The 21498-nt window shown below is 61.7% G+C and carries 22 protein-coding genes; 19 read left to right on the top strand and 3 right to left on the bottom strand.

Annotated elements, in window-relative coordinates:
* Position 1 precedes the first annotated feature (1 nt).
* Positions 2-877, bottom strand: coding sequence for a triphosphoribosyl-dephospho-CoA synthase (locus KP808_RS02175; protein ID WP_230017366.1), 876 nt, complete (start codon positions 875-877; stop codon positions 2-4).
* The gene (gene mdcA / locus KP808_RS02170; protein ID WP_058399827.1) at positions 877-2553 is read right to left on the bottom strand and encodes a malonate decarboxylase subunit alpha; all 1677 of its coding nucleotides are present in this window, start codon (positions 2551-2553) and stop codon (positions 877-879) included. The genes KP808_RS02175 and mdcA overlap by 1 nt, the downstream gene beginning before the upstream one ends.
* 262 nt (positions 2554-2815) lie before the next feature.
* On the opposite strand from mdcA, the gene KP808_RS02165 reads away from it, so the two are divergent.
* Positions 2816-3220 carry a PAAR domain-containing protein gene (locus KP808_RS02165; RefSeq protein WP_058399826.1) on the top strand — a complete coding sequence of 135 codons (405 nt, stop codon included), beginning with the start codon at positions 2816-2818 and terminating at the stop codon, positions 3218-3220.
* A 186-nt stretch (positions 3221-3406) separates the two neighbouring features.
* Here KP808_RS02165 and KP808_RS02160 read toward each other — a convergent pair whose 3' ends face one another.
* On the bottom strand, positions 3407-4186 hold the full coding sequence (locus KP808_RS02160) for a ParA family protein (protein WP_058399825.1): 780 nt from the start codon (positions 4184-4186) through the stop codon (positions 3407-3409).
* Between the two features lie 308 nt (positions 4187-4494).
* Between KP808_RS02160 and KP808_RS02155 the strand changes: the two genes are divergently transcribed.
* From KP808_RS02155 to KP808_RS02070, 18 genes are read left to right on the top strand one after another with little or no spacing between them, the layout of a single operon-like run.
* Positions 4495-5214: a beta-ketoacyl synthase chain length factor gene (locus KP808_RS02155; RefSeq protein ID WP_002551689.1), complete on the top strand. Its 720-nt coding sequence runs from the start codon at positions 4495-4497 to the stop codon at positions 5212-5214.
* On the top strand, positions 5190-6002 hold the full coding sequence (locus tag KP808_RS02150) for a lysophospholipid acyltransferase family protein (RefSeq protein ID WP_058399824.1): 813 nt from the start codon (positions 5190-5192) through the stop codon (positions 6000-6002). Before KP808_RS02155 ends, KP808_RS02150 begins: the two co-directional genes overlap by 25 nt.
* Positions 5977-6237, top strand: a complete 261-nt coding sequence (locus KP808_RS02145) for a phosphopantetheine-binding protein (protein WP_002551687.1) — start codon at positions 5977-5979, stop codon at positions 6235-6237. The genes KP808_RS02150 and KP808_RS02145 overlap by 26 nt, the downstream gene beginning before the upstream one ends.
* Before the next feature lie 9 nt (positions 6238-6246).
* On the top strand, positions 6247-6501 hold the full coding sequence (locus KP808_RS02140; RefSeq protein ID WP_002551686.1) for an acyl carrier protein: 255 nt from the start codon (positions 6247-6249) through the stop codon (positions 6499-6501).
* A complete protein-coding gene (locus KP808_RS02135) occupies positions 6498-7043 on the top strand; it encodes a COG4648 family protein (protein WP_058399823.1) in 546 nt (181 codons plus the stop codon). The genes KP808_RS02140 and KP808_RS02135 overlap by 4 nt, the downstream gene beginning before the upstream one ends.
* A gap of 10 nt (positions 7044-7053) precedes the next feature.
* Positions 7054-8736: an acyl-CoA synthetase family protein gene (locus KP808_RS02130; RefSeq protein WP_058407759.1), complete on the top strand. Its 1683-nt coding sequence runs from the start codon at positions 7054-7056 to the stop codon at positions 8734-8736.
* Positions 8729-9463, top strand: a complete 735-nt coding sequence (locus tag KP808_RS02125) for a glycosyltransferase family 2 protein (protein ID WP_058399822.1) — start codon at positions 8729-8731, stop codon at positions 9461-9463. Before KP808_RS02130 ends, KP808_RS02125 begins: the two co-directional genes overlap by 8 nt.
* Positions 9460-10407 (top strand): LpxL/LpxP family acyltransferase, encoded by a 948-nt coding sequence (locus KP808_RS02120; RefSeq protein WP_058399821.1) that lies wholly within the window; start codon positions 9460-9462, stop codon positions 10405-10407. The genes KP808_RS02125 and KP808_RS02120 overlap by 4 nt, the downstream gene beginning before the upstream one ends.
* A complete protein-coding gene (locus tag KP808_RS02115) occupies positions 10388-11935 on the top strand; it encodes an HAL/PAL/TAL family ammonia-lyase (protein WP_230017365.1) in 1548 nt (515 codons plus the stop codon). Before KP808_RS02120 ends, KP808_RS02115 begins: the two co-directional genes overlap by 20 nt.
* Positions 11925-12350, top strand: coding sequence for an acyl-CoA thioesterase (locus KP808_RS02110; protein ID WP_002551680.1), 426 nt, complete (start codon positions 11925-11927; stop codon positions 12348-12350). The genes KP808_RS02115 and KP808_RS02110 overlap by 11 nt, the downstream gene beginning before the upstream one ends.
* On the top strand, positions 12347-12961 hold the full coding sequence (locus KP808_RS02105; protein ID WP_230017364.1) for an outer membrane lipoprotein carrier protein LolA: 615 nt from the start codon (positions 12347-12349) through the stop codon (positions 12959-12961). The genes KP808_RS02110 and KP808_RS02105 overlap by 4 nt, the downstream gene beginning before the upstream one ends.
* Entirely contained in the window at positions 12945-16610 is a 3666-nt protein-coding gene (locus KP808_RS02100) for a tryptophan 7-halogenase (protein ID WP_230017363.1), read from the top strand. Before KP808_RS02105 ends, KP808_RS02100 begins: the two co-directional genes overlap by 17 nt.
* Positions 16607-17341 (top strand): class I SAM-dependent methyltransferase, encoded by a 735-nt coding sequence (locus KP808_RS02095; protein WP_230017362.1) that lies wholly within the window; start codon positions 16607-16609, stop codon positions 17339-17341. Before KP808_RS02100 ends, KP808_RS02095 begins: the two co-directional genes overlap by 4 nt.
* Positions 17338-17820, top strand: coding sequence for a hypothetical protein (locus KP808_RS02090; protein ID WP_230017361.1), 483 nt, complete (start codon positions 17338-17340; stop codon positions 17818-17820). The genes KP808_RS02095 and KP808_RS02090 overlap by 4 nt, the downstream gene beginning before the upstream one ends.
* On the top strand, positions 17817-19013 hold the full coding sequence (locus KP808_RS02085; protein ID WP_230017360.1) for a beta-ketoacyl-[acyl-carrier-protein] synthase family protein: 1197 nt from the start codon (positions 17817-17819) through the stop codon (positions 19011-19013). The genes KP808_RS02090 and KP808_RS02085 overlap by 4 nt, the downstream gene beginning before the upstream one ends.
* Positions 19010-19465, top strand: coding sequence for an ApeP family dehydratase (locus tag KP808_RS02080; RefSeq protein WP_058399815.1), 456 nt, complete (start codon positions 19010-19012; stop codon positions 19463-19465). The genes KP808_RS02085 and KP808_RS02080 overlap by 4 nt, the downstream gene beginning before the upstream one ends.
* The gene (gene fabG, locus KP808_RS02075; RefSeq protein WP_058399814.1) at positions 19462-20190 is read left to right on the top strand and encodes a 3-oxoacyl-ACP reductase FabG; all 729 of its coding nucleotides are present in this window, start codon (positions 19462-19464) and stop codon (positions 20188-20190) included. The genes KP808_RS02080 and fabG overlap by 4 nt, the downstream gene beginning before the upstream one ends.
* Positions 20190-21416 (top strand): beta-ketoacyl-ACP synthase, encoded by a 1227-nt coding sequence (locus KP808_RS02070; RefSeq protein ID WP_122259090.1) that lies wholly within the window; start codon positions 20190-20192, stop codon positions 21414-21416. The genes fabG and KP808_RS02070 overlap by 1 nt, the downstream gene beginning before the upstream one ends.
* The last annotated feature ends 82 nt before the right edge of the window (positions 21417-21498 follow it).

Genomic DNA, 21498 nt, shown 5'->3' with positions numbered 1-21498 from the left:
TTCAGGCACTCCTCGAAACACGGCCGAGCACAGGCTCCAGGCCGTCGATAAACAGGCAGGCAGCCAGCAGATCAGCCGCGCCGCCAGGCGAAGCATTCAGCGCCAGCAGTTGCTGATCCAGTTGGTTCAGTGCTCGACGCCCGGCAAGGCTGGCACTGCCGCCAACGTCCAGCACGTGCTGAGCGCCGCGCTGCATGGTGTGCAAGCCTTCGATACCGGCACGATGCAGCACGCAGGTGTCGGACAGGGTGGTCATGATCGCCAGCAACGCATCCAGCCGGGCGTTCTGCTCGCCACTGCCCGCCGCGCGACTGCGTTGCAGTTGCGGCAAGGCGAAATCCCTGACTGCCGGGAAGCCTTGCTGCGCCTGTTCCCGGGCGCCCATTACACCGTAACGGCGAACCACTTCATTACCGTGACTGCCCTGCACGAGCACCTGGCGATCCTTGATCTGCGCCAGGCTGGCAGCCCGCGCGAGCACGGCTTCGGGTGCGCAGTTGCGGGCGTCCAGCGCGGCAGCCGTCACCAGCAGGCCCAGTGCCCAGATCGCACCTCGATGAGTATTCACACCCTGGGTGGTGCGCAGCATCGTGGCTTCACCTTCGCGACCGAGACGACCGAGCGCCTCACGTAATGGCTGGCCCACTGTGTTGAATTGCCCGGCGGCGTCAGCCATTAACTTGAAGGTCGGCCACAGTGACAGCGCCGAGGAATGCATCAGGCCCAGATGCAGATCGGTGTGCGCGCCGCTGCCACGCCGGTCCACCAGTGCTGGCTTGGGCGACAGGTCGGCTTCGGCGATCAGGGCATCGACGGCCAGATCGGCCAGTCGCTCGGCAAGCGAAGCAGCTTGCGGTGTCAATTGAAGTGCGCTCATCACCAACTCCTGAATTTGGCAGGCGGGCTGTACAGGCCACCGGACCACTGAACCAGATCGGCAATGCTCTTGGCCGCAAGCAGTTCACGGCTGGCATCGGTACGCCGGATACCCAGGTCTTCCGGAAGCGCGATCAGCCCTTCACGACGCATACGTGCAGTGTCTTTCGGGTTATGGCGCAAGCCGATCACGGTCACGCCCGCCACGGCGGCGATCATCGCCTGACGCTCTTCCAGGCTGCGCGCCTTGTAGAGGTAGGCGATGCCTTCTTCGGTCAACAAGTGGGTGACGTCGTCGCCGTAAATCATGATCGGTGCCAGCGGCATGCCGCTTTTCTTTGCCACCTCGACCGCATCGAGGGTTTCAACGAAGGTGGGTTTACCGCCTTCCTGAAACGTCTCGACCATCTGCACCACGAGCTTTTTGCCGCGTTCCAGATAGGCATCCGGGCCGCTCTCGTGCTGTTGGCGCATGTCCAGCCAGGCAGGGGTGGCATGACGTCGGCCGCGCGGATCATGGCCCATGTTCGGCGCGCCGCCAAAACCTGCCAGCCTGCCACGGGTGACGGTCGAGGAATGCCCGTCGCCATCCACCTGCAGGGTCGCGCCGATGAACAGGTCAACGGCATATTGGCCAGCCAGCTGACAGAGTTGGCGATTGGAACGCAGCGAGCCGTCGCGTCCGGTGAAGAACACATCCGGGCGCGCAGCGATGTAGTTTTCCATGCCCAGTTCGGTGCCGAAGCAATGCACGCTCTCGACCCAGCCGCTTTCGATGGCCGGGATCAGCGTCGGATGCGGGTTAAGCGTCCAGTTACGGCAGATCTTGCCCTTGAGGCCCAGCGACTCGCCGTAAGTCGGCAGAATCAGTTCAATGGCTGCGGTATTGAAGCCAATGCCGTGGTTCAGCGACTGAACGTTGTGTTTTTCGTAGATGCCGCGAATCGCCATCATCGCCATCAATACGTGCACTGGCTTGATGTGCCGCGGGTCGCGGGTGAACAGCGGCTCGATGTAGAACGGCTTGTCGGCCACCACCACAAAATCGACCCACGAGGCCGGAATGTCCACGCGAGGCAGTTCGCTGACGTCATCCACCAATTGATTGACCTGAACGATGACGATGCCATCGCTGAATGCGGCCGGCTCGATCAGCGCCGGGGTGTCCTCGGTGCTCGGGCCGGTGTAGATGTTGCCTGCCCGGTCGGCCATGAAGCCTGCGGCCAGCACCACGTTGGGGATCAGGTCCACCACCAGCCGCGAATACAGTTCGATGTAGGTGTGGATGGCACCGATTTCCAGCAGGCCGTCTTCCAGCAGTTGGCTGATGCGCAGGCTTTGTGTGCCGGCAAACGAGAAGTCCAGTTTGCGTGCGATGCCTTGCTCGAAAAGGTCCAGATGCTCGGCGCGGCCAACGCTTGGCATGATCATGTGCAAGTCATGCACCTTGCCCGGATCGACTTTGGCCAGCGCGCGGGACAGGAAGTCCGCCTGCTTCTGGTTGTTGCCCTCAAGCACCACCCGATCACCGGAAACCAGCAAGGCCTCCAGCGCCGAGACAATCTTGTCGGTCGGCAGCACTACGCCATCGGCCAGCGCCCGCACCTGCTCCAGACGCCGCTGCTTCTCGGTGCGACGACGTGTCCAGCGTGCGTCGGGGGAAGTTGTTGTTGTCATGATCGCTCCACGATTTTGCTGTCGTGGGCCACCTTAGGAGCGATAGGGGCACGCATCAATCAAGCAGCGAGGCGAATCGTTACGGCTGGAGTAACGATAGTAAAAGTGTTCATTTTTTGATCACCTTTATTGGTGACCGTAACATCCACGAAACGCCCTGCTGATCTTTGTGTAGGACCGGTCTTTAACAGAACTTCTGCGCACCTGAGTAGCGGTTTTACGCCTAGCCTTCAGGCTTCCAGACCTCAAAGGAAGCATTGCCATGTCGTTCATAGTCAGGGAAGGCGATCTCACCACCACCGGCGGTTTTGTACTGAGCGCATCGGCAAGCGAGGTCATCGACCTGCGTCGCGTGGCCCGGATGGGCGACCCGGTGTGGTGCCCGGCATGCGGGGAGATTGGTTTCATCGCCCAGGGCAACCCTACGTATGTCGACGATCTGGTGGCGGTCGCTACTCAGGGTCATGAGGTGCAGTGTGGCTGCGCACCCGGCAGCAATACGCTGACCACCTCGCAGGAGCACGTCCGGGCCGACATGGACGCGACCGTCGCCATCCCCGAAGAACTGGCCTCGACAGCGCGACTCTATGCCGAACATCTGGCGCGCTCATTGAGAGACGGCAGCTATACGCCCGAAGTACTCAGGCCTCTTTCGCAGCCATGTTGAGTTGCGAATCTCGTGCCCATGCTCCGTAGTCAGCATACACATGCTTTGTGGGAGTGAGCTTGCTCACGAATGCGGTGGTTTAAACGCCCTGCTTTCGGGGTCTGTACCGGCCCCTTCGCGAGCAAGCTCGCTCCCACATGACTTGCGTTTCAACTATAGCGCCAAGGCTCCGTATAGGTATGCCCATCACGGATGGGCGTTGGTCTCGAGCAAGTGATGCAGTTCCATGAACTGCTGCGTCAGTTTGTGCCGTGGGTCCAGGTGGATCAGCGGCAGGTTGGCCTGATGAGACTCGCGCATTTTCACCGATGCGCCCAGGTAGACCGGCAACACCGGCAGACCCTCGGCTATCAGCTCGTCGAGCATTTGCTGCGGCAGGCTGGCTCGGGGCTGGAACTGGTTGACGATGATGCCTTCAACCTGAAGATCTTCGTTGTGATCCTCTTTCAGTTCCTCGATCTCGCGCATCAGCCCGTACAGCGCCTGTCGGGAAAAACTGTCGCAGTCGAACGGGATCAACACACGATCAGACGCAATAAGTGCCGAAACCGCATAAAAGTTCAGTGCTGGCGGCGTATCCAGATAAATCCGCTCGTAATCCTCACTCAATTCGTCGAGCAGTTTGCGCAGCTTGTTGATCTTGTGTTTCGCCTCAAGTTTGGGCTGCAAGTCGGCAAGCTCGGCAGTGGCCGTGACCACATGCAGGTTATCGAACGGTGTTTCATAGATATCGACGTGGTTTTTCTTGGCGAACGGTGCTGCTGACAGCGTGTTCTTGAAGAACTCGGCAATACCCATCGGAATATCCTGACCGGTAAGCCCGGTGAGGTACTGAGTCGAGTTGGCCTGGGCATCGAGATCGATCAACAACGTCCGATAGCCTTCGTGAGCGCTGACTGCAGCCAGATTGCAGGCGATGCTCGATTTGCCTACACCGCCCTTCTGATTGAATACCACGCGACGCATGCTTTGGGTTCCTTGAAAGATGAAGAAACAGCAGGTGTGGCCGATAACGACCTTAAGAGGTGTAGAGTCTAGGCAGTGCATATGACAACAGCGAGCTTATCGCAAAACGGCACGTACCTGCCTGTCATCCTGAAACCAGACTTGAACTTTAAAATACACGTCTGTAAACGGTTTTTATGTAACAAATTTGCTAGTAATGACCCCCATCGGGATAATGCGCGCACTCGGTCAAATTACCGCACCCAGGCTGATATCTACCTGATATCGATGTAGCGAGAAACAAGCCCGCAGGGGCGGGAAGAGAAGTCTTGATCACCTTCAACATTGCACGATGGCATGCCTGGGCTCCGGGCCTGGCGAGCGCTGACGACTGGTTGCAATGGAGCCGCAATCCGACTTTGCTGGAAACCAGTGACGCCGCGCCAGACGTGTCTTTCCTGCCTGCCATGCAACGCCGCCGCCTGGGCCGCATGGCCAGAATGGCATTTGCCGTCGGCTGGCCATTGACTGAAGGCTTGGGACGCGTACCACTGGTGTTTGTCTCGCGCCACGGAGAAACCCCGAGAACGTTTGAAATTCTGCGCGATCTGGCCGCGAACGAGCCGGTTTCACCGACCCAGTTCAGCCTTTCCGTGCATAACGCAGTGATTGGTCTGTGGTCGATCATGCGCGGTGAAACAAGTGAGATGACAGCCCTGGCCGCCGCAGGCGACGGGCTGGAGTATGGAGCGTTCGAGGCCGCAGCGTTGCTGGCCGAGGGTGCAGAAGCAGTATTGCTTGTGGTGACTGAAGAACAGCCACCACACGCTTATGCACAATGGATTGATGACGTGCCCTTTCCCTACGCGGTCGGCTTGCTGCTGACGCCCGGCAACGAGTGGGAATTGTCTTTGCACAGCGACACACAAGGGAACCCGCAGACTCGATGGCCCCACGCATTGAATCTGCTGCAAGCCTTGCACACTGATCAATCCGTCTGCCTGCACCCCTGGAATAACCGGTTATGGAACTGGCAACGCAAGAACTGAAAAAACGTCAGGATGCTTATTACTGGCGTTTGCTGGCAACCGCCTTCAGCTTTGCCCTGTTCGGGTTCAGCGGCCTGTGTCTGCGCTTGTTCGTTTTTCCGATACTGAGTTGCCTGCCCGGCAGTGTAGCCAGTCATCAGCGCCGCGCCAGGCGGACCATCAGCCGCCTGTTCTGGCTGTTCATCCGCATCATGGCGCGCATGGGCGTGTTGACCTACGAGGTGCAGGGAGCCGAAAAGCTCGGCCGCCCCGGGCAGATGATCATTGCCAACCACCCGTCACTGATCGACGTGGTGTTCCTGATCGGGCTGGTGCGTGACGCCAATTGCGTGGTCAAGCGCAGCCTGTGGGAAAACCCGTTCACCCGCGGCCCGGTGCGCTCCACCGGTTACATCAGCAACGACGGCAGCATGGACATGCTCGATGCCGCCGTGGAGCGCCTGCAAAGCGGCCAGACACTGATTATTTTCCCCGAAGGCACCCGCACCCAGCCGGGTCAGCCGCCGGTCTTTCACCGGGGCGCGGCCGCCATTGCACTGCGTGGCGCGAGCATGATCACCCCGGTGACCATCAAGGTCCAGCCGACCACTCTGACCAAGGCCGAGCCCTGGTATCGCATTGCACAACGCCGCGTGCACTTCAGTTTGCGCGTCGGTGCCGATATAGACCCCACCGCCTTCAGTTCGCTGGGTCCGCCGCCCGTGGCGTCCCGCAAGCTCAACGATTACCTGCATGACTATTTCACCAAGGAGCTCGCCTCAGATGAGCGATCTGCACCAGGACATTAAATTGTTGATCATCGATGCCCTGGGCCTCGAAGACATCACCCCGGAAGATATCGGCAACGATATGACGCTGTTCGGCGAAGGACTGGGACTGGACTCGGTGGATGCGCTCGAACTGGGCCTGGCCATCCAGAAACGCTATGGCATCAAGATCGATGCCGATGCAAAGGACACCCGTAACCATTTCGCCAGCGTCGACAGCCTTGCGGCCTTCGTCAGCGCCAGACAACCGGCCTGAGAATTGAACATGCAAACCCGTGAAGACATCTTCGAAATCCTGCGCGCCGCAATGGTGGAACTGTTCGAACTGGAGCCTGAGAGGGTCACACTTGAAGCCAACCTGTATCAGGATCTGGAAATCGACAGCATCGATGCCGTGGACCTGATCGACCACATCAAACGCAAGACCGGCAAGAAGATTGCCGCTGAAGAGTTCAAATCAGTCAGAACCGTGAACGACGTGGTAGAGGCCGTCTACAAACTGGTCAATACGGCCGAATGAAGCGGCTGATTGGCCTGATTCTGGTACTGGCCGGTGTGCTGTATCCGTTTGCCGTCTACTGGGGAACCGAACACTTCGCCCCGTGGCAGTTCGCGCTGCTGCTGGGCAGCCTGTGGCTGGCGCGCGCACTGACCGGCGAGCGCAAGCCAGGCAGCCTGGCGATGGCGATTGTCGCCCTGGTTTTTTGCGTGGCGCTGGGCGTACTCGACAGCCACCTGATGCTGCGCTGGTATCCGGTACTGGTCAGCGCGTTCATGCTCGGCCTGTTCGGTTCAAGCCTGGTCTACGGCCCGCCGATCGTGGAAAGAATGGCGCGCATAAACCGCCCTGAACTGCCCGAGTCCGGCATCCGCTACACCCGTAAAGTCACGCAGATCTGGTGCCTGTTCTTCCTCGCCAATGGCCTCACGGCAGCCATACTGACGCTCTGGGCACCGTTGTCCTGGTGGACGCTTTACACCGGCCTGGTTTCCTACGGATTGATGGGCCTGTTGTTCGCTGTTGAATGGATAGTCCGCCCACCCGCTGCGGGCGGCAAATGAAATGGATCGCATGAACTGGTTGAACCTAGAACACCTGCTGCTCGACGCCCTGCCCGACCGGCTGCTGACGCTGGCCCCGACCCTGGACCACGCGCAATTTCGTGATCAGGCACTGAGCGTGGCCGCAGGGCTGCAAGCCCGCGGTATCAAAAACCTCGCAGTACACCTTGAAGATGCCGCTGACCTGGCCGTCGCCTTGTTCGGCGCCTGGCGCGCCGGTGTGCATGTGTTGCTGCCCGCGGACTTGCAAGGCCAGACCCGCGAGCGCTGGGCCAATCAGGTCGACCTGTGGCTGACCGATCTGGCGCACGACACGCATTTAAGCGATCTGCACGCCGTGCAACTGGCTCCAGCAGCGCTCGACCTTGACCAGTGCCGGTTGAGCCTGTGCACCTCGGGTTCCAGCGGCGAGCCCAAACTGATTGAAAAACGCCTGCGCCAGCTGGCCAACGAAGTCTGCGGGCTGGAACAGTTGTGGGGCGCGCAGCTTGGTTCGGCATGCATGATCGGCAGCGTCGCGACGCAACATATTTATGGGCTGCTGTTCCGTTTGCTATGGCCGCTGTGCGCCGCACGCCCGTTCGTGCGCCGCCAGTTGCCGTTCGCCGAAGACCTGCAACGCGCCAGCCGCGAATACCCGTCCTTTGCCTGGGTCGCCAGCCCGGCACTGCTCAAGCGCATGGGCGACAACCTCGACTGGAGCAGCCTCAGTGCCGTGCGCCGGGTGTTTTCATCCGGCGGCGCATTGCCAGCCGAAGCGGCGCAAAGCCTGCAACAACGTCTTGGCCAGTGGCCGACGGAAATTCTCGGCAGTTCGGAAACCGGTGGCATCGCCTGGCGGCAGGGCGAACAACGCTGGCAAGCCTTCGATGGCGTAGAGCTGAGTCAGGACAACGAGGGTGCGCTGCGCATCAGCTCGCCCTATCTGCCGCCCGGTCATGTCGAGCAGACCGCCGATGCGGCGCTGATCGGTGCAGACGGGCGCTTCGAACTGCTCGGCAGGCTCGACCGCATCGTAAAACTTGAAGAAAAGCGCGTGTCGTTGCCGCTGATCGAGCAGGCCCTCGCGGCTCACTCGTGGGTGAGTGAAGCGCGCCTTGGCGTGGTGCAGGCAAACCGTGCCTCGCTGGGCGCGCTGCTGGTGCTGAGCGACGCGGGCTTGCTGGCCCTGCGCAATCAGGGCCGTCGGGCGCTCACCGAAGCCTTGCGACAGTACCTGCAACCGCATTGCGAAACCATCGCTCTGCCGCGTCGCTGGCGTCTGCTGCGGCAGATGCCGCTCAACGCCCAGGGCAAGCTGCCTCAGGCAGAGGTCGAGGCGCTGCTGCTGGCGCCACGCTCGAAACAGCCAGAAGTGCTTGAGCAACAGAACGTCGAAGGCGAGCTGCACCTGCAATTGAGCGTCCCGCCAGATCTGGCATTTTTCAGCGGCCACTTTCCCAAGGCACCGGTCTTGCCCGGCGTGGTTCAGGTCGAATGGGCGATCAGTCTGGGGCAGCGCCTGTTGAATCTGCCACCCGACTTTGCCGGCATGGAAGTGCTCAAGTTTCAGCAACTGGTGCGCCCCGGCGACCGCCTGAAATTGACCCTGCGCTTCGATGCCGCACGCTCAAAGCTGCATTTCGCCTTTCACAACAGCGAAAACGCACCCTGCTCCAGTGGCCGGATTGTGCTGGAGGGCGGCCATGCATAAGCCTTGCGTGATCATTCCGGTGTTCGACCACGAGCTGGCCGTGCCCAACGTGGTCAAGGCCGTCCGCAATGCAGGCTTGCCCTGCATACTGGTGGACGATGCCAGCAGCCCGGCTTGCGCCGCAGTGTTACAGCAACTGGCGCAGGGTGAGGATATCTACCTGTTGTGCCTGCCGGTCAATCAAGGCAAGGGCGGCGCGGTCATGGCCGGGTTTCGCGAAGCGGCACGCCTGGGTTTCAGCCATGCGCTGCAGGTCGATGCCGACGGTCAGCATGACCTGAGCGATATTCCGGTGTTTCTGGAGCAGTCACGCCAGTACCCGCAAGCGTTGATCTGTGGCTATCCGCAGTACGACGAAAGCGTGCCCAAAGGCCGCCTGTACGCCCGTTATCTCACCCACGTCTGGGTATGGATCAACACCCTGTCGCTGCACATTCGCGATTCCATGTGCGGCTTTCGGCTCTACCCGCTGGCCCCGGTTCTGGCGCTGATCGACAGCGTGCAGATCGGCAGGCGCATGGACTTCGACTCGGAAATTCTCGTGCGCCTGTCATGGCGCGGCCAGGCGATGCGCTGGCTGCCGACCCGCGTTCACTATCCGCAGGACGGCCTGTCGCATTTCCGCCTGTTTCACGACAACGCCCTGATCTCGAAAATGCACGCCAAGCTGTTCTTCGGCATGCTGATGCGTCTGCCGGTGATCCTCTGGCGACGGTGGCGCTCATGACCATTGAAAAATCGCCCAAGGAACATTGGGCCAGTCACGAAGAGCGTGGCAGTTTCCTGCTCATGAAGCTTACCGCCTGGGGCATGCGCGTGCTCGGTCGTCGCCTGCTCAGCCCGGTGCTGTATGGCATCGTCCTGTATTTCTTCGCCTTCGGCCGCCGTGCCCGACGCAGCATCTGGGAATACCAGCAGCGCCTGGCGGACTGGAGCGCCAGACCCGAACTGCGCCCCAGCCAACGGCGCGTGTTTGGCCAGTTCATGGCCTTCGCCGAGGCACTGCTCGACAAGCTTGACGTATGGAATGGCAAGCTGGGCATCGAGCAGATCGAGATCATCGACCCTGCCCTGCTACGCCACAACCTGCGCGGCGAGCGCGGGCAGATGCTGGTGGGGGCGCATCTGGGCAACCTTGAGGTGTGCCGCGCACTGGCCGAGCTCGGCGAAAAAGTCACCATGAACGTGCTGGTGCACACCAAGCACGCCGAACGCTTCAATCGCCTGCTCGGTGAAGCCGGGGCGACCAACCTGCGCCTGATTCAGGTCAGCGAGCTGGACCCGGCGATCATGCTGCAACTCAGCCAGCGTCTGGACGAAGGCGAGTGGCTGGCCATCGCCGGTGACCGCGTTGCCCTGCACGGCGGGCGCAATGTGCGGGTCGACTTTCTGGGCCAGCCCGCGACGTTTCCGCAAGGCCCGTGGCTGCTGGCCGGTCTGCTCAAATGCCAGGTCAATCTGTTTTTCTGCCTGAAAGGCCCGAAGGGCTATCGGGTGATTCTCGAACCGTTCGCCGACGCCATCGAATGGCGGCGCAGCGACCGCGCCCAGGTCATCGCCCACTGGGCCGAACGTTATGCCGAGCGTCTTGGGCACTACTGCCTGGAAGCCCCGCAGCAGTGGTTCAATTTCTACCCATTCTGGAAGTCCGATGATGATTCAAGCTCCTGACCCGATCATTTTCGGTGAGCGCGCCTTGTGTATCGAAGACGTACTGGCCCTGGCCAATCGTCAGGCGCCGAGTGCGTTGCAAGGCGACGCTGAATTTCGCGCACGCATCGCCAGGGGCGCGCAGTTTCTCGATTCGTTACTGAACAAGGAAGGCGTGATCTACGGCGTCACCACCGGCTACGGCGACTCCTGCGTGGTGGCCGTGCCGCTGGAGCATGTCGAGGCGCTGCCGCAGCATTTGTACACATTTCACGGCTGTGGGCTGGGCAAGCTGCTGGACGCCCAGGCCACCCGCGCAGTGCTGGCGGCGCGTTTGCAGTCACTGTGCCAAGGCGTTTCCGGAGTGCGTGTCGAACTGCTTGAGCGTTTGCAGGCGTTTATCGATCACGACGTGCTGCCGCTGATCCCGGAAGAGGGCTCGGTGGGTGCCAGCGGTGATCTCACCCCGCTGTCTTACGTGGCCGCGACCCTGTCCGGCGAGCGCGACGTGATGTTCCGTGGCGAGCGCCGTCCGGCCAGCGATGTGCACCGCGAACTGGGCTGGACACCGCTGGTGCTGCGCCCCAAGGAAGCGCTGGCGCTGATGAACGGTACCGCGGTCATGACCGGCATCGCGTGCCTGGCGTTCGCCCGCGCCGATTACCTGCTGCAACTGGCGACCCGTATCACCGCCATGAACGTGGTGGCGCTGCAAGGCAACCCGGAGCACTTCGACGAGCGCCTGTTCGCCGCCAAGCCGCATCCGGGTCAGATGCAGGTAGCCGCATGGTTGCGTCAGGACCTGGCCATCGACGCGCCAACCGCACCGCTGCATCGCTTGCAGGACCGCTATTCGCTGCGTTGCGCACCGCATGTGCTGGGCGTGCTGGCCGACAGCCTGAACTGGCTGCGCTCGTTCATCGAGATCGAGCTGAACAGCGCCAACGACAACCCGATCATCGATGCCGAAGCAGAGCGCGTGTTGCACGGCGGGCATTTCTACGGCGGGCACATTGCGTTTGCCATGGACAGCCTGAAAACGCTGGTGGCCAATGTCGCAGACCTGCTCGACCGGCAACTGGCGCTGCTGGTCGACGAACGTTACAACCACGGCTTGCCGAGCAATCTGTCGGGGGCCAGCGCCGAGCGGGCCATGCTCAATCACGGTTTCAAGGCGGTGCAGATAGGCACCAGCGCATGGACCGCCGAAGCATTGAAAAACACTATGCCGGCCAGCGTGTTCTCGCGCTCCACCGAATGCCACAATCAGGACAAGGTGAGCATGGGCACCATCGCTGCGCGTGACGCCATTCGGGTGCTGGAGCTGACCGAGCAGGTTGCCGCCGCCACGCTGATCGCCGCCAACCAGGGTATATGGCTGCGCAGCAAGGCCGCCGATGCGCGCCCGCTGCCACCGGCACTGGCGGCCATGCACCAACAACTGGGCGAGGACTTTGCCCCTGTCATCGAAGACCGGGCGCTGGAGAATGAACTGCGCCTGTGCCTGAAACATATTGCCAACCGCCGCTGGAGGTTGCATGCGCAGTAAGGGTTTTCTGCACGTCGACACCGAAATCGTGGTGCCGTTTTTCGACGTCGACATGATGAACATTGTCTGGCACGGGCATTACGTCAAATACCTGGAAGTCGCCCGCTGCGCATTGCTCGACCACATCGGTCATAACTACATGCAGATGCTCGAATCCGGTTATGGTTGGCCGGTGATCGACCTGCAATTGCGCTATGTGCGCAGCGCGGTGTTCGGCCAGACACTGAACGTACGCGCCAGTCTGGTGGAGTGGGAGAACCGTCTGAAGATCAACTACCTGATCACCGACGCACACACCGGCGAACGCCTGACCCGCGCCAGCACCGTGCAGGTTGCGGTCGACAGCCAGAGCCGGGAAATGCAACTGGCTTCGCCCCAGGTCTTTATCGATGCCGTGAAGAGAGCCTTGCCATGAACCGTCCGTGTCGCGCCTTGCTGCTACTGGGGTTGCTGTGCCTGTCTTCACTGGCGCAGGCTTTCGATCTGCAACAACTGAGTGACCAGCTGGCTAAACCTGCGGTGGTGCAAGGGCGCTTCATTCAGGAAAAACACCTGCGCGCCCTGCCGCAACCGCTGCTCAGCAAGGGCCGCTTCGTGCTCGCCAGGGATTTCGGGCTGCTCTGGCTGCTGGAAACACCGCTGAAACAGGATTACCGCATCAATGCCAGCGGCATTTCCCGCCGCGAAAGCGTGGGCGACGTCAGCACCTGGAAGCCCGTACCGAACAAGAATGCCGGGGCCGAGCAGAACCGCTTGTTCCTTGCTGTATTGCAGGGCGACAGCAGCGGCCTGCAACGGGATTTCGACTTGCAGCTCAAGGGCGACGCAAACGCCTGGCAACTCACGCTCACGCCGCGCTCGATGCTGCTGCAGCAAGTGTTCAAACAGATCAACATCGATGGCGGCGAACTGGTCCAGCGTATCGAGTTGCTGGAAACCCAGGGCGACAGTACCGTCCTGAAAATGATCGACAGCAGCAGTGCCCCCACCCTGACCGATGCGCAGCGTAATGACTTCAAAGACTGAGCGGCTATTGCCGCGACTGTTCCTGCTGATTCTGGCAAGCGTGCTGGCGCTGGCCGGCTGGCAGTGGCACGACCGCTCACCGCTGTCGGCCAACCTCATGGAACTGGTGCCGGGCACTGACAACGACGAACTGGTGGTGAGCGCCGAAAAGCGCATGCAGGAGCCGCTCAATCGCGAAATGCTCGTGCTGGTGGGACACACCGACCGCCAGCAGGCTGTGGAACTGGCTCGCACGCTGGCGGAGCAATGGCAAGCGAGCGGCCTGTTCGAGAAGGTTCAGTGGTCGCTGCAAGCCGATCTGCCCGCGTTGCGCACCCAGTTGCTGCAAGGGCGAATCGCGATGTTGCCGGCAGCCGATCGCGCTCTGTTGATCGATGAGCCGAAGACTTTCATCGAGCAGCGCGTACAAACACTCTTCGACCCGTTTGCCGGGTTCAGCCTGGTGCCGGGTCAGGATGACTGGCTGGGGCTGACCGGGCGTATCCAGAACGGCTTGCCGAAACAGGGCTCGGTCGAGGCGGATCTGGCCAGTGGCGCGCTGATTGCCAGCGCCGAGGGCAAAAGCTGGGTACTGCTGCGTTCGCGAACCCGAACCGATGCCTTCGACCTGCACCTGCCCGGTCAGGTCGCGGACCTGCTGGCGCAAGCGCGGGTGCAGGCGCAGCAGGCCGGTGGTCAATTGCTCGCCGCCAGCGGCCTGCTGTACGCCGCCGACGGGCAGAAGCAGGCCAGCCGGGAAATCACCTGGGTGGGCGGCGGCGCAACGCTCGGCATCCTGTTGCTGCTGTTGCTCGCCTTCCGACGCTGGAGCGTGCTGCTGGCGTTCGTACCGGTGGTGGTCGGCATGCTCTTCGGCGCAGTGGCTTGCGTGGCGCTGTTTGGCAGCATGCACGTCATGACGCTGGTGCTGGGCTCCAGCCTGATTGGTGTGGCGGTGGATTACCCGCTGCATTACCTGTCCAAGAGCTGGAGCCTGAAACCCTGGCGCAGCTGGCCCGCCTTGCGCCTGACCCTGCCGGGCCTGACGCTGAGCCTGATCACCAGTTGTATCGGCTATCTCGCCCTGGCCTGGACGCCGTTCCCGGCACTCACTCAAATTGCGGTGTTCTCGGCGGCCGGCCTGATCGGCGCCTACCTGACGGCGGTGTGCCTGCTGCCCGCGCTGCTCGCAAAAGTCGAGATCAGCCCTGCCCAGTGGCCGCTGAAACTGGCGCAATTGATGCTCGATTGCCGCGCCGCCTTGCTGCTGCGCATCAGCACACCGATCCTGCTGGTGCTGCTGTTGGTCTTCTGTGGCGGCGGACTCTGGCACCTGACCACCAAGAACGATATCCGCCAATGGGTGGCAGCACCTCAGGCGTTGACCGATGAAGCCCAGGCCATCGCACGGATCACCGGTTATCAGCCCACCAGCCAGTTTTTTCTGGTGCGCGGCAAGGACCAACAGCAGTTGCTGGATCGGCAGTCCGAACTGACCCAACGGCTCGACCAACTGGTCAGCATGGACAAGCTGCAAGGCTACATGGCGCTCAACCAGTTGCTGGATTCGCCTGCCGAGCAGCAACTGACCCGTGATGCACTGGGCAAATTGCCGCAACACTGGGCGCCACTGGTACAGCTTGGCGTTCCGGCCAACGCACTGAAAACCGAACTCGCGCAATTGCAGGCACTGCCAGCGCAAGACATTGATCAGGCGCTTCAAGGCCCGCTCAGCGAACCGTGGCGCACGCTCTGGCTGGGCGCCAGCGAAGATGCCGAAGGCGACGCTCAGGTAGCCAGCATCGTCAGCCTGCGTGGCATGAACAGCATGGCGTTGCTGCGCGTGCAGGCCATCGGACTGGAGGGCGTGCAACTGGTCGACCGTCTGGGTGAGCTCAACGAGGTGTTCGCCCACACGCAGATCAGCGCAGCGGAATTGAAGCTGGCATCGTGCGTACTGATTGTTTTGCTGCTGATCGCTCCGTTTGGCTTCGGCGGTGCGTTGCGCATTGTCGCCCTGCCCCTGCTGGCGGCCCTGTGCAGCCTCGCCAGCCTGGGCTGGCTCGGTCAGCCGCTGACTCTGTTCAGCCTGTTCGGCCTGCTGCTGGTCACGGCGATCAGCGTCGATTACGCCATTCTGATGCGCGAGCAGATAGGCGGCGCGGCGGTCAGCCTGCTGGGCACGCTGCTGGCAGCGGTCACCACCTGGCTGTCGTTCGGCCTGCTGGCTGTTTCCGGCACCCCGGCGATCAGCAACTTCGGCCTGTCGGTCAGTCTGGGGCTGGCGTTCAGCTTCCTCCTGGCGCCCTGGGCCAGCCCGCGTAAAGCGCTTCATTCGCCAGCCAATGCTGAAGGGCCACACGCATTAGTCTTGCAGCGTTGTCGTCACTCCCAGCCACCGCCCAACCGAAAAGGAATACCTGTGCCCATCACTGATAGGGAAATTCGTCAGGTCGTCATCATCGGTGCCGGTCCGGCCGGTTCAATAGCGGCTGCCCTGCTAAAACGCCAGGGCCATGACGTGCTGATCATCGAGCGCCAGCTGTTTCCGCGCTTCTCCATCGGCGAAAGCCTGCTGTGCCACTGCCTGGACTTCGTCGAAGAAGCCGGGATGCTCGACGCCGTGCAGGCCGCCGGTTTCCAGCTCAAGAACGGTGCTGCCTTTGCGCGCGGCGAGCAGTACAGCGATTTCGATTTTGGCGATACCTTCAGCAACGGCAAGCCGACCACCTTTCAGGTGCAACGCAGCGAGTTCGATAAGCTGCTCGCTGATCAGGCCGAGCTGCAGGGTGTGGAAATCCGCTATCAGCAAGAAATCATCAGCGCCGACTTCGACAGCCTGCAGCCGGTATTGCGGGTAAAACGCGAGGACGGCAGCGAATACAGCGTACAGGCAACCTTCGTCCTCGACGCCAGCGGCTATGGCCGTGTGCTGCCGCGCTTGCTGGATCTGGAAGCGCCATCGGGCTTTCCGGTGCGTCAGGCGGTGTTCACCCATATCGAAGACCGCATCGAAAGCCCGCCCTTCGACCGTCAGAAGATCCTGGTCAGCATCCATCCGCAGCACAGCGATGTGTGGTTCTGGTCGATCCCGTTCAGCGAAGGCCGCTGTTCGATAGGCGTGGTCGCCTCGGCCGAGCGCTTCAACGACAAGCCCGAGGACCTGGATGCCTGCCTGCGCGCCTTTATCGATGAAACACCACAACTGGCCAGCGTGCTGAAAAATGCGGTCTGGGATACACCGGCAAGGACCATCGGCGGCTACTCGGCGAACGTCACAACCTTGCATGGAAAGGGCTTTGCGCTGCTGGGCAATGCGGCGGAATTCCTCGACCCGGTGTTTTCATCTGGCGTGACCATCGCCATGCGTTCGGCGAGCATGGCCGCTGGCGTGCTGAATCGACAATTGCAGGGTGAGAGCGTGGACTGGGAAAGCGAGTTCGCCGTTCCGTTGAAACGTGGCGTTGACACCTTTCGCGCCTATGTCGAGGGCTGGTACGACGGTACGTTCCAGGGCGTGATTTTCTACCCCGGCAGCGCTCCGGACATCCGCCGCATGATCAGCTCGATTCTGGCTGGTTATGCCTGGGATGAGCGCAACCCATTTGTCAGCGAGCCTAAACGTCGCTTGCGCACGCTCTCGGAAATCTGCGCGGACGGTGACTCATGAATCGACCGTTCCTGAGTGACAGCTATGTCGAGGAAACCCGCTTCGGCCTGTGGTTTCTGCGCAGCAACATCTGGCAGTACCGCGTGCTGCGCGTGGCGATAGACGACTTGCGCAGCCTGTTCGATAGCGCGCTTCCGGCCGCACCGGTTTTGCTCGACGCCGGTTGCGGGCAGGGCAAGTCGTTTCAGCACCTGAGCAGGGTTTTTCAGCCTTCAAGGCTGATTGGTGTCGATGCCGACCTGCACAGCCTGGAGATGAGCCGTCAGGAAGCGCGCGCCAAAGGCATAGAGGTCGAGCTGATCGGCAGTGACTGCGCGGCGCTGCAAGTGCCGGACGCCAGCGTCGATCTGCTGTTCTGTCACCAGACCTTTCATCATCTGGTCGAGCAAGAGCAGGCGCTGGCCGAGTTTTATCGTGTACTCAAGCCAGGCGGCTACCTGCTGTTCGCCGAGTCGACCGAGGCGTACATCGACACCTGGGTAATTCGCTGGCTGTTCCGTCACCCCATGCACGCTCAGAAAAGCGCGGCGCAGTATCTGCAGATGATCCGCGACCAGGGTTTCGAGTTCGATGCACCGAATGTTTCGTACCCTTACCTGTGGTGGAGCCGCGCCAGGGACTTCGGCCTGCTCGAAGTCTTGAAACTGCAAAAGCCCAGGCCGTTCGGGCAACGTGAGGAAACGCTGGTCAATGTCGTGGCCCGCAAACCGCTACAAGGTGGCGCATCATGATCCGGGTATTCTTTCTGGCCTTTCTGCTGCTGGGCGGCTGCGCTGCACAGGCACCGCTGCCGACCACCGCACCGACCATGCAATTGCCGATGCAGCTGCACATCGAGCGTCGCCAGGCCGATCAGCATCAGGACTGGTTACTGATCATCCAGCGCGAAAACGGCGGATTGCGCTGGTCGATGATGGACCCGCTGGGTATTCCCCAGGCTCGCCAGTTGCTGATCAACGGACAATGGCAAGCCGACGGTCTGCTTCCCCCCAACCCCGAAGCACGCGAGCTGTTTGCGGCAATAATGTTCGCCATGACCTCGGATCTGGAAATGCATGGCCGCTATCCCACGGCGTACCGCCAGGGCATGCAGCGGCGTCTGGATGATCGCTGGCTGGTCGAATATCAGTCAGCCAACGCCTACACCATCCGTCTCAAGGACGGGTTGAGCTACAGGGTTACACCGCTGAACGACGAGAGCATGCCATGACTGCCTATCTCAATGCGCTGGGCCTGATCTGCTCGCTGGGCGACAGCCGTGAAGAGGTGTCGCGCAGACTGTTCGCAGGCGACAGCTCGGGCATGGTGTTCGAAAGCGGCTGGGTGCCGGAACGCGCGTTGCCGGTCGGCGCGGTCAAATCCGCATTGCCGCCCATTCCGCCCACCATGCAATCGCAGCGCAGCCGCAACAACCAGTTGCTGCTGGCCGCGGCCTTGCAGATCGAAGATGACATTCGTCAGGCTATCGCGCGCTACGGAGCCGGGCGGATTGGCGTGATCGTCGGCACCAGCACCTCGGGTATCGATGAAGCAAGCGAGAGCATGGCAAGCTGGCTGCGTGATAAGACCTTCCCCGAAGATTACGATTATCGCCAACAGGAGCTGGGCGCACCGGCGAATTTCCTGGCCAGCTGGCTGCAATTGAGCGGCCCGGCCTATGTGATTTCCACAGCCTGCACGTCCAGCGCGCGGGCGCTGCTCAGCGCACGCCGGGCGCTGGACATGGGCCTGTGCGATGCGGTGCTGTGCGGCGGAGTCGACAGCCTGTGCAGGTTGACCCTCAATGGGTTCTCGGCGCTTGAAGCCATGTCGCCACAACTGTGCAATCCGTTTTCCACGCACCGCAACGGGATAAACATCGGCGAGGCGGCAGCGCTGTTTCTGATGACCCGCGAAGCTGCCAACAGCCACTCGATTGCCCTGCTGGGCGCGGGTGCCAGTTGCGACGCCCACCACATCTCGGCCCCCGAACCTACCGGGCGGGGTGCGCGGGATGCCATGCTGCAAGCGTTGGGCAATGCCCGACTCGATGCCGCACAGATCGGCTATCTGAACCTGCATGGCACCGCTACGCCGCATAACGATGCCATGGAAAGCCTGGCCGTGCAGGCGGTATTCCCGAACGGTGTACCCTGCTCGTCGACAAAGCCGCTCAGCGGCCACACGCTGGGCGCGGCGGGTGCGCTGGAAGTCGCGTTTTGCTGGTTGAGCCTGGCACCGGATAACACCGAACAGGCACTGCCCCCGCACCTGTGGGACGGCGAAGCTGACCCGCTATTGCCTGCACTGCAATGGACGCTGCCAGGTTCACGCCTGGCACCTGCAAATGCTCGTTACACGATGAGCAACTCGTTTGCCTTCGGTGGCAACAACATCAGCCTGATTATCGGAGATGCCCCATGACCGAGTGGCCGCTCGCCGAACTCATCCCCCATGCTGGCGACATGATTCTCATCGATCAGGTGCTGAGTTTTGACCAAGAGCAGATTCAAACCCGCCTGACCGTGCGCGCCGATGGTCTGTTCAACCAGCCGGACGGCAGCCTGCCCGCCTGGCTTGGCGTAGAGCTGATGGCCCAGAGCGTCGCGGCCTATGCCGGTTGCCAGGCGCGCACCAAGGGTGAAGCGGTCAAGCTGGGGTTTCTGCTCGGCAGCCGCAAGTTCGAATGCAACGTAGCGCGCTTCCCGCTGGGCAGCGAGCTGCATATCCATGCCGTGCGCTCCTTGCAGGACGACAGCGGCATGGGCGTGTTCGAATGCACCCTGACCGGACCGGATATCAAGGCTTTTGCCCGACTCAATGTATATTGCCCGCCCAACACTGCTGACTATCTGGCTGAAGGAGCCCCGGCATGACTGAATCGATACTGGTCACCGGCTCCAGCCGTGGCATCGGCCGCGCCATCGCCCTGCGTCTGGCCCAGGCCGGATACGACCTGATCCTGCATTGCCGCACAGGTCGCAGCGAGGCCGAAGCCGTACAGGCCGAAATCGTTGCGCTGGGCCGTCAGGCGCGCGTGCTGCAATTCGATGTCTCGGACCGTGCCGCCTGCAAGGCGATTCTGGAAGCTGATGTGGAGACCCACGGCGCTTATTACGGCGTGGTGCTCAACGCCGGGCTGACCCGCGACGGCGCTTTTCCGGCACTCAGCGATGATGACTGGGATCAGGTGCTGCGTACCAACCTGGACGGTTTCTATAACGTGCTGCACCCGCTGACCATGCCGATGATTCGCCGTCGCGCGGCGGGCCGTATTGTCTGCATCACCTCGGTTTCCGGGCTGATCGGCAATCGCGGCCAGGTCAATTACAGCGCCTCCAAGGCCGGCCTGATCGGTGCCGCCAAGGCGCTGGCCATCGAACTGGGCAAACGCAAAATCACTGTCAACTGCGTCGCGCCGGGGCTGATCGACACCGCAATGCTGGATGAGAACGTGCCAGTCGACGAACTGATGAAGATGATCCCGGCGCAACGCATGGGCACGCCCGAGGAAGTGGCGGGTGCCGTGAATTTCCTGATGTCGGCCGAAGCAAGCTACATCACCCGTCAGGTGCTGGCCGTCAACGGAGGGCTGTGTTGATGAAGCGTGTGGTCGTCACCGGGATGTCCGGCATTACCTCGGTGGGCAGCGACTGGCCGACAATCGATGCGAGCTTCACCGCCAATCGCAGCGGCATTCGCCGAATGGACGAGTGGAACCGTTTCGCCGAACTGAATACCCGACTGGCTGGCCCCATCGACGATTTCGCGGTGCCCGCACACTGGACACGCAAGCAACTGCGCAGCATGGGCCGCGTGTCGCGACTAGCGGTGGCTGCTGCGGAGCAAGCGCTGATCGACGCCGGGCTGCTGAATGATCCGCTCATTCGCGACGGACGCATGGGCACTGCCTGCGGCTCGTCGACCGGCAGCACCGACGAGATCAAGGCCTTCGGCAACATGCTGATCAACTCGGTGGCAGTGGGCCTGAACGCCAACTCCTACGTACGGATGATGCCGCACACCACCGCCGCCAACATCAGCATTTTCTTCGGCCTGACCGGACGCCTGATTCCGACCTCCAGCGCCTGTACCAGTGGCAGCCAAGGCATCGGCTACGCCTACGAGGCGATCAAGTTTGGCCGTCTGCCGCTGATGCTGGCGGGCGGGGCCGAAGAGCTGTGCCCGACCGAAGCAATGGTCTTCGACGCGCTGTACGCCACCAGCCTCAAGAATGACGCGCCACACACCACACCGCGCCCCTACGACAGCGGGCGCGACGGTCTGGTGATCGGTGAAGGCGGCGGCATGCTGGTGCTCGAAGAGCTTGAGCACGCCCAGGCACGTGGCGCACACATCTACGCCGAAATCGTCGGCTTCGGCAGCAATGCCGACGGCGCGCACAGCACTCGTCCCGAGCAGGCCACCATGCGTCGCGCCATGGAGCTGGCCCTGGAAGATGCCAACCTGTCGCCCGACGCCATCGGTTACGTCAACGGTCACGGCACCGCCACCGAACAGGGCGACATCGCCGAAACCCTTGCCACGAGCAGCTTGTTCGGCTCACGCATGCCACTGAGCTCGCAGAAAAGCTTCCTCGGCCACACACTGGGAGCCTGCGGCGCACTGGAGTCATGGTTCAGCATCGAAATGCTCAACAGCGACCGCTATATCCACACGCTGAACCTGGTCGACATCGACTCACAGTGCGGCGAACTGGACTACATCGTCGGAGAACCTCGGCGGATGAATAATGAATATGTGATGAACAACAACTTTGCCTTTGGCGGGGTGAATACGTCATTGATATTCAAGCGTTGGGGGTGAGACCACGCACGTCTCAACTCTCGTACGTCGCTCCGCGTCGCATGACGTTCTGGACGCTCTGCGTCCGGTCTTGAGTCTGCGG

It is taken from the genome of Pseudomonas savastanoi (genome assembly GCF_020917325.1).
Classification (GTDB): domain Bacteria; phylum Pseudomonadota; class Gammaproteobacteria; order Pseudomonadales; family Pseudomonadaceae; genus Aquipseudomonas; species Aquipseudomonas amygdali.
Note: the sequence above shows the minus strand (reverse complement) of the source record. Positions and strands in the feature narration are given on the sequence as shown.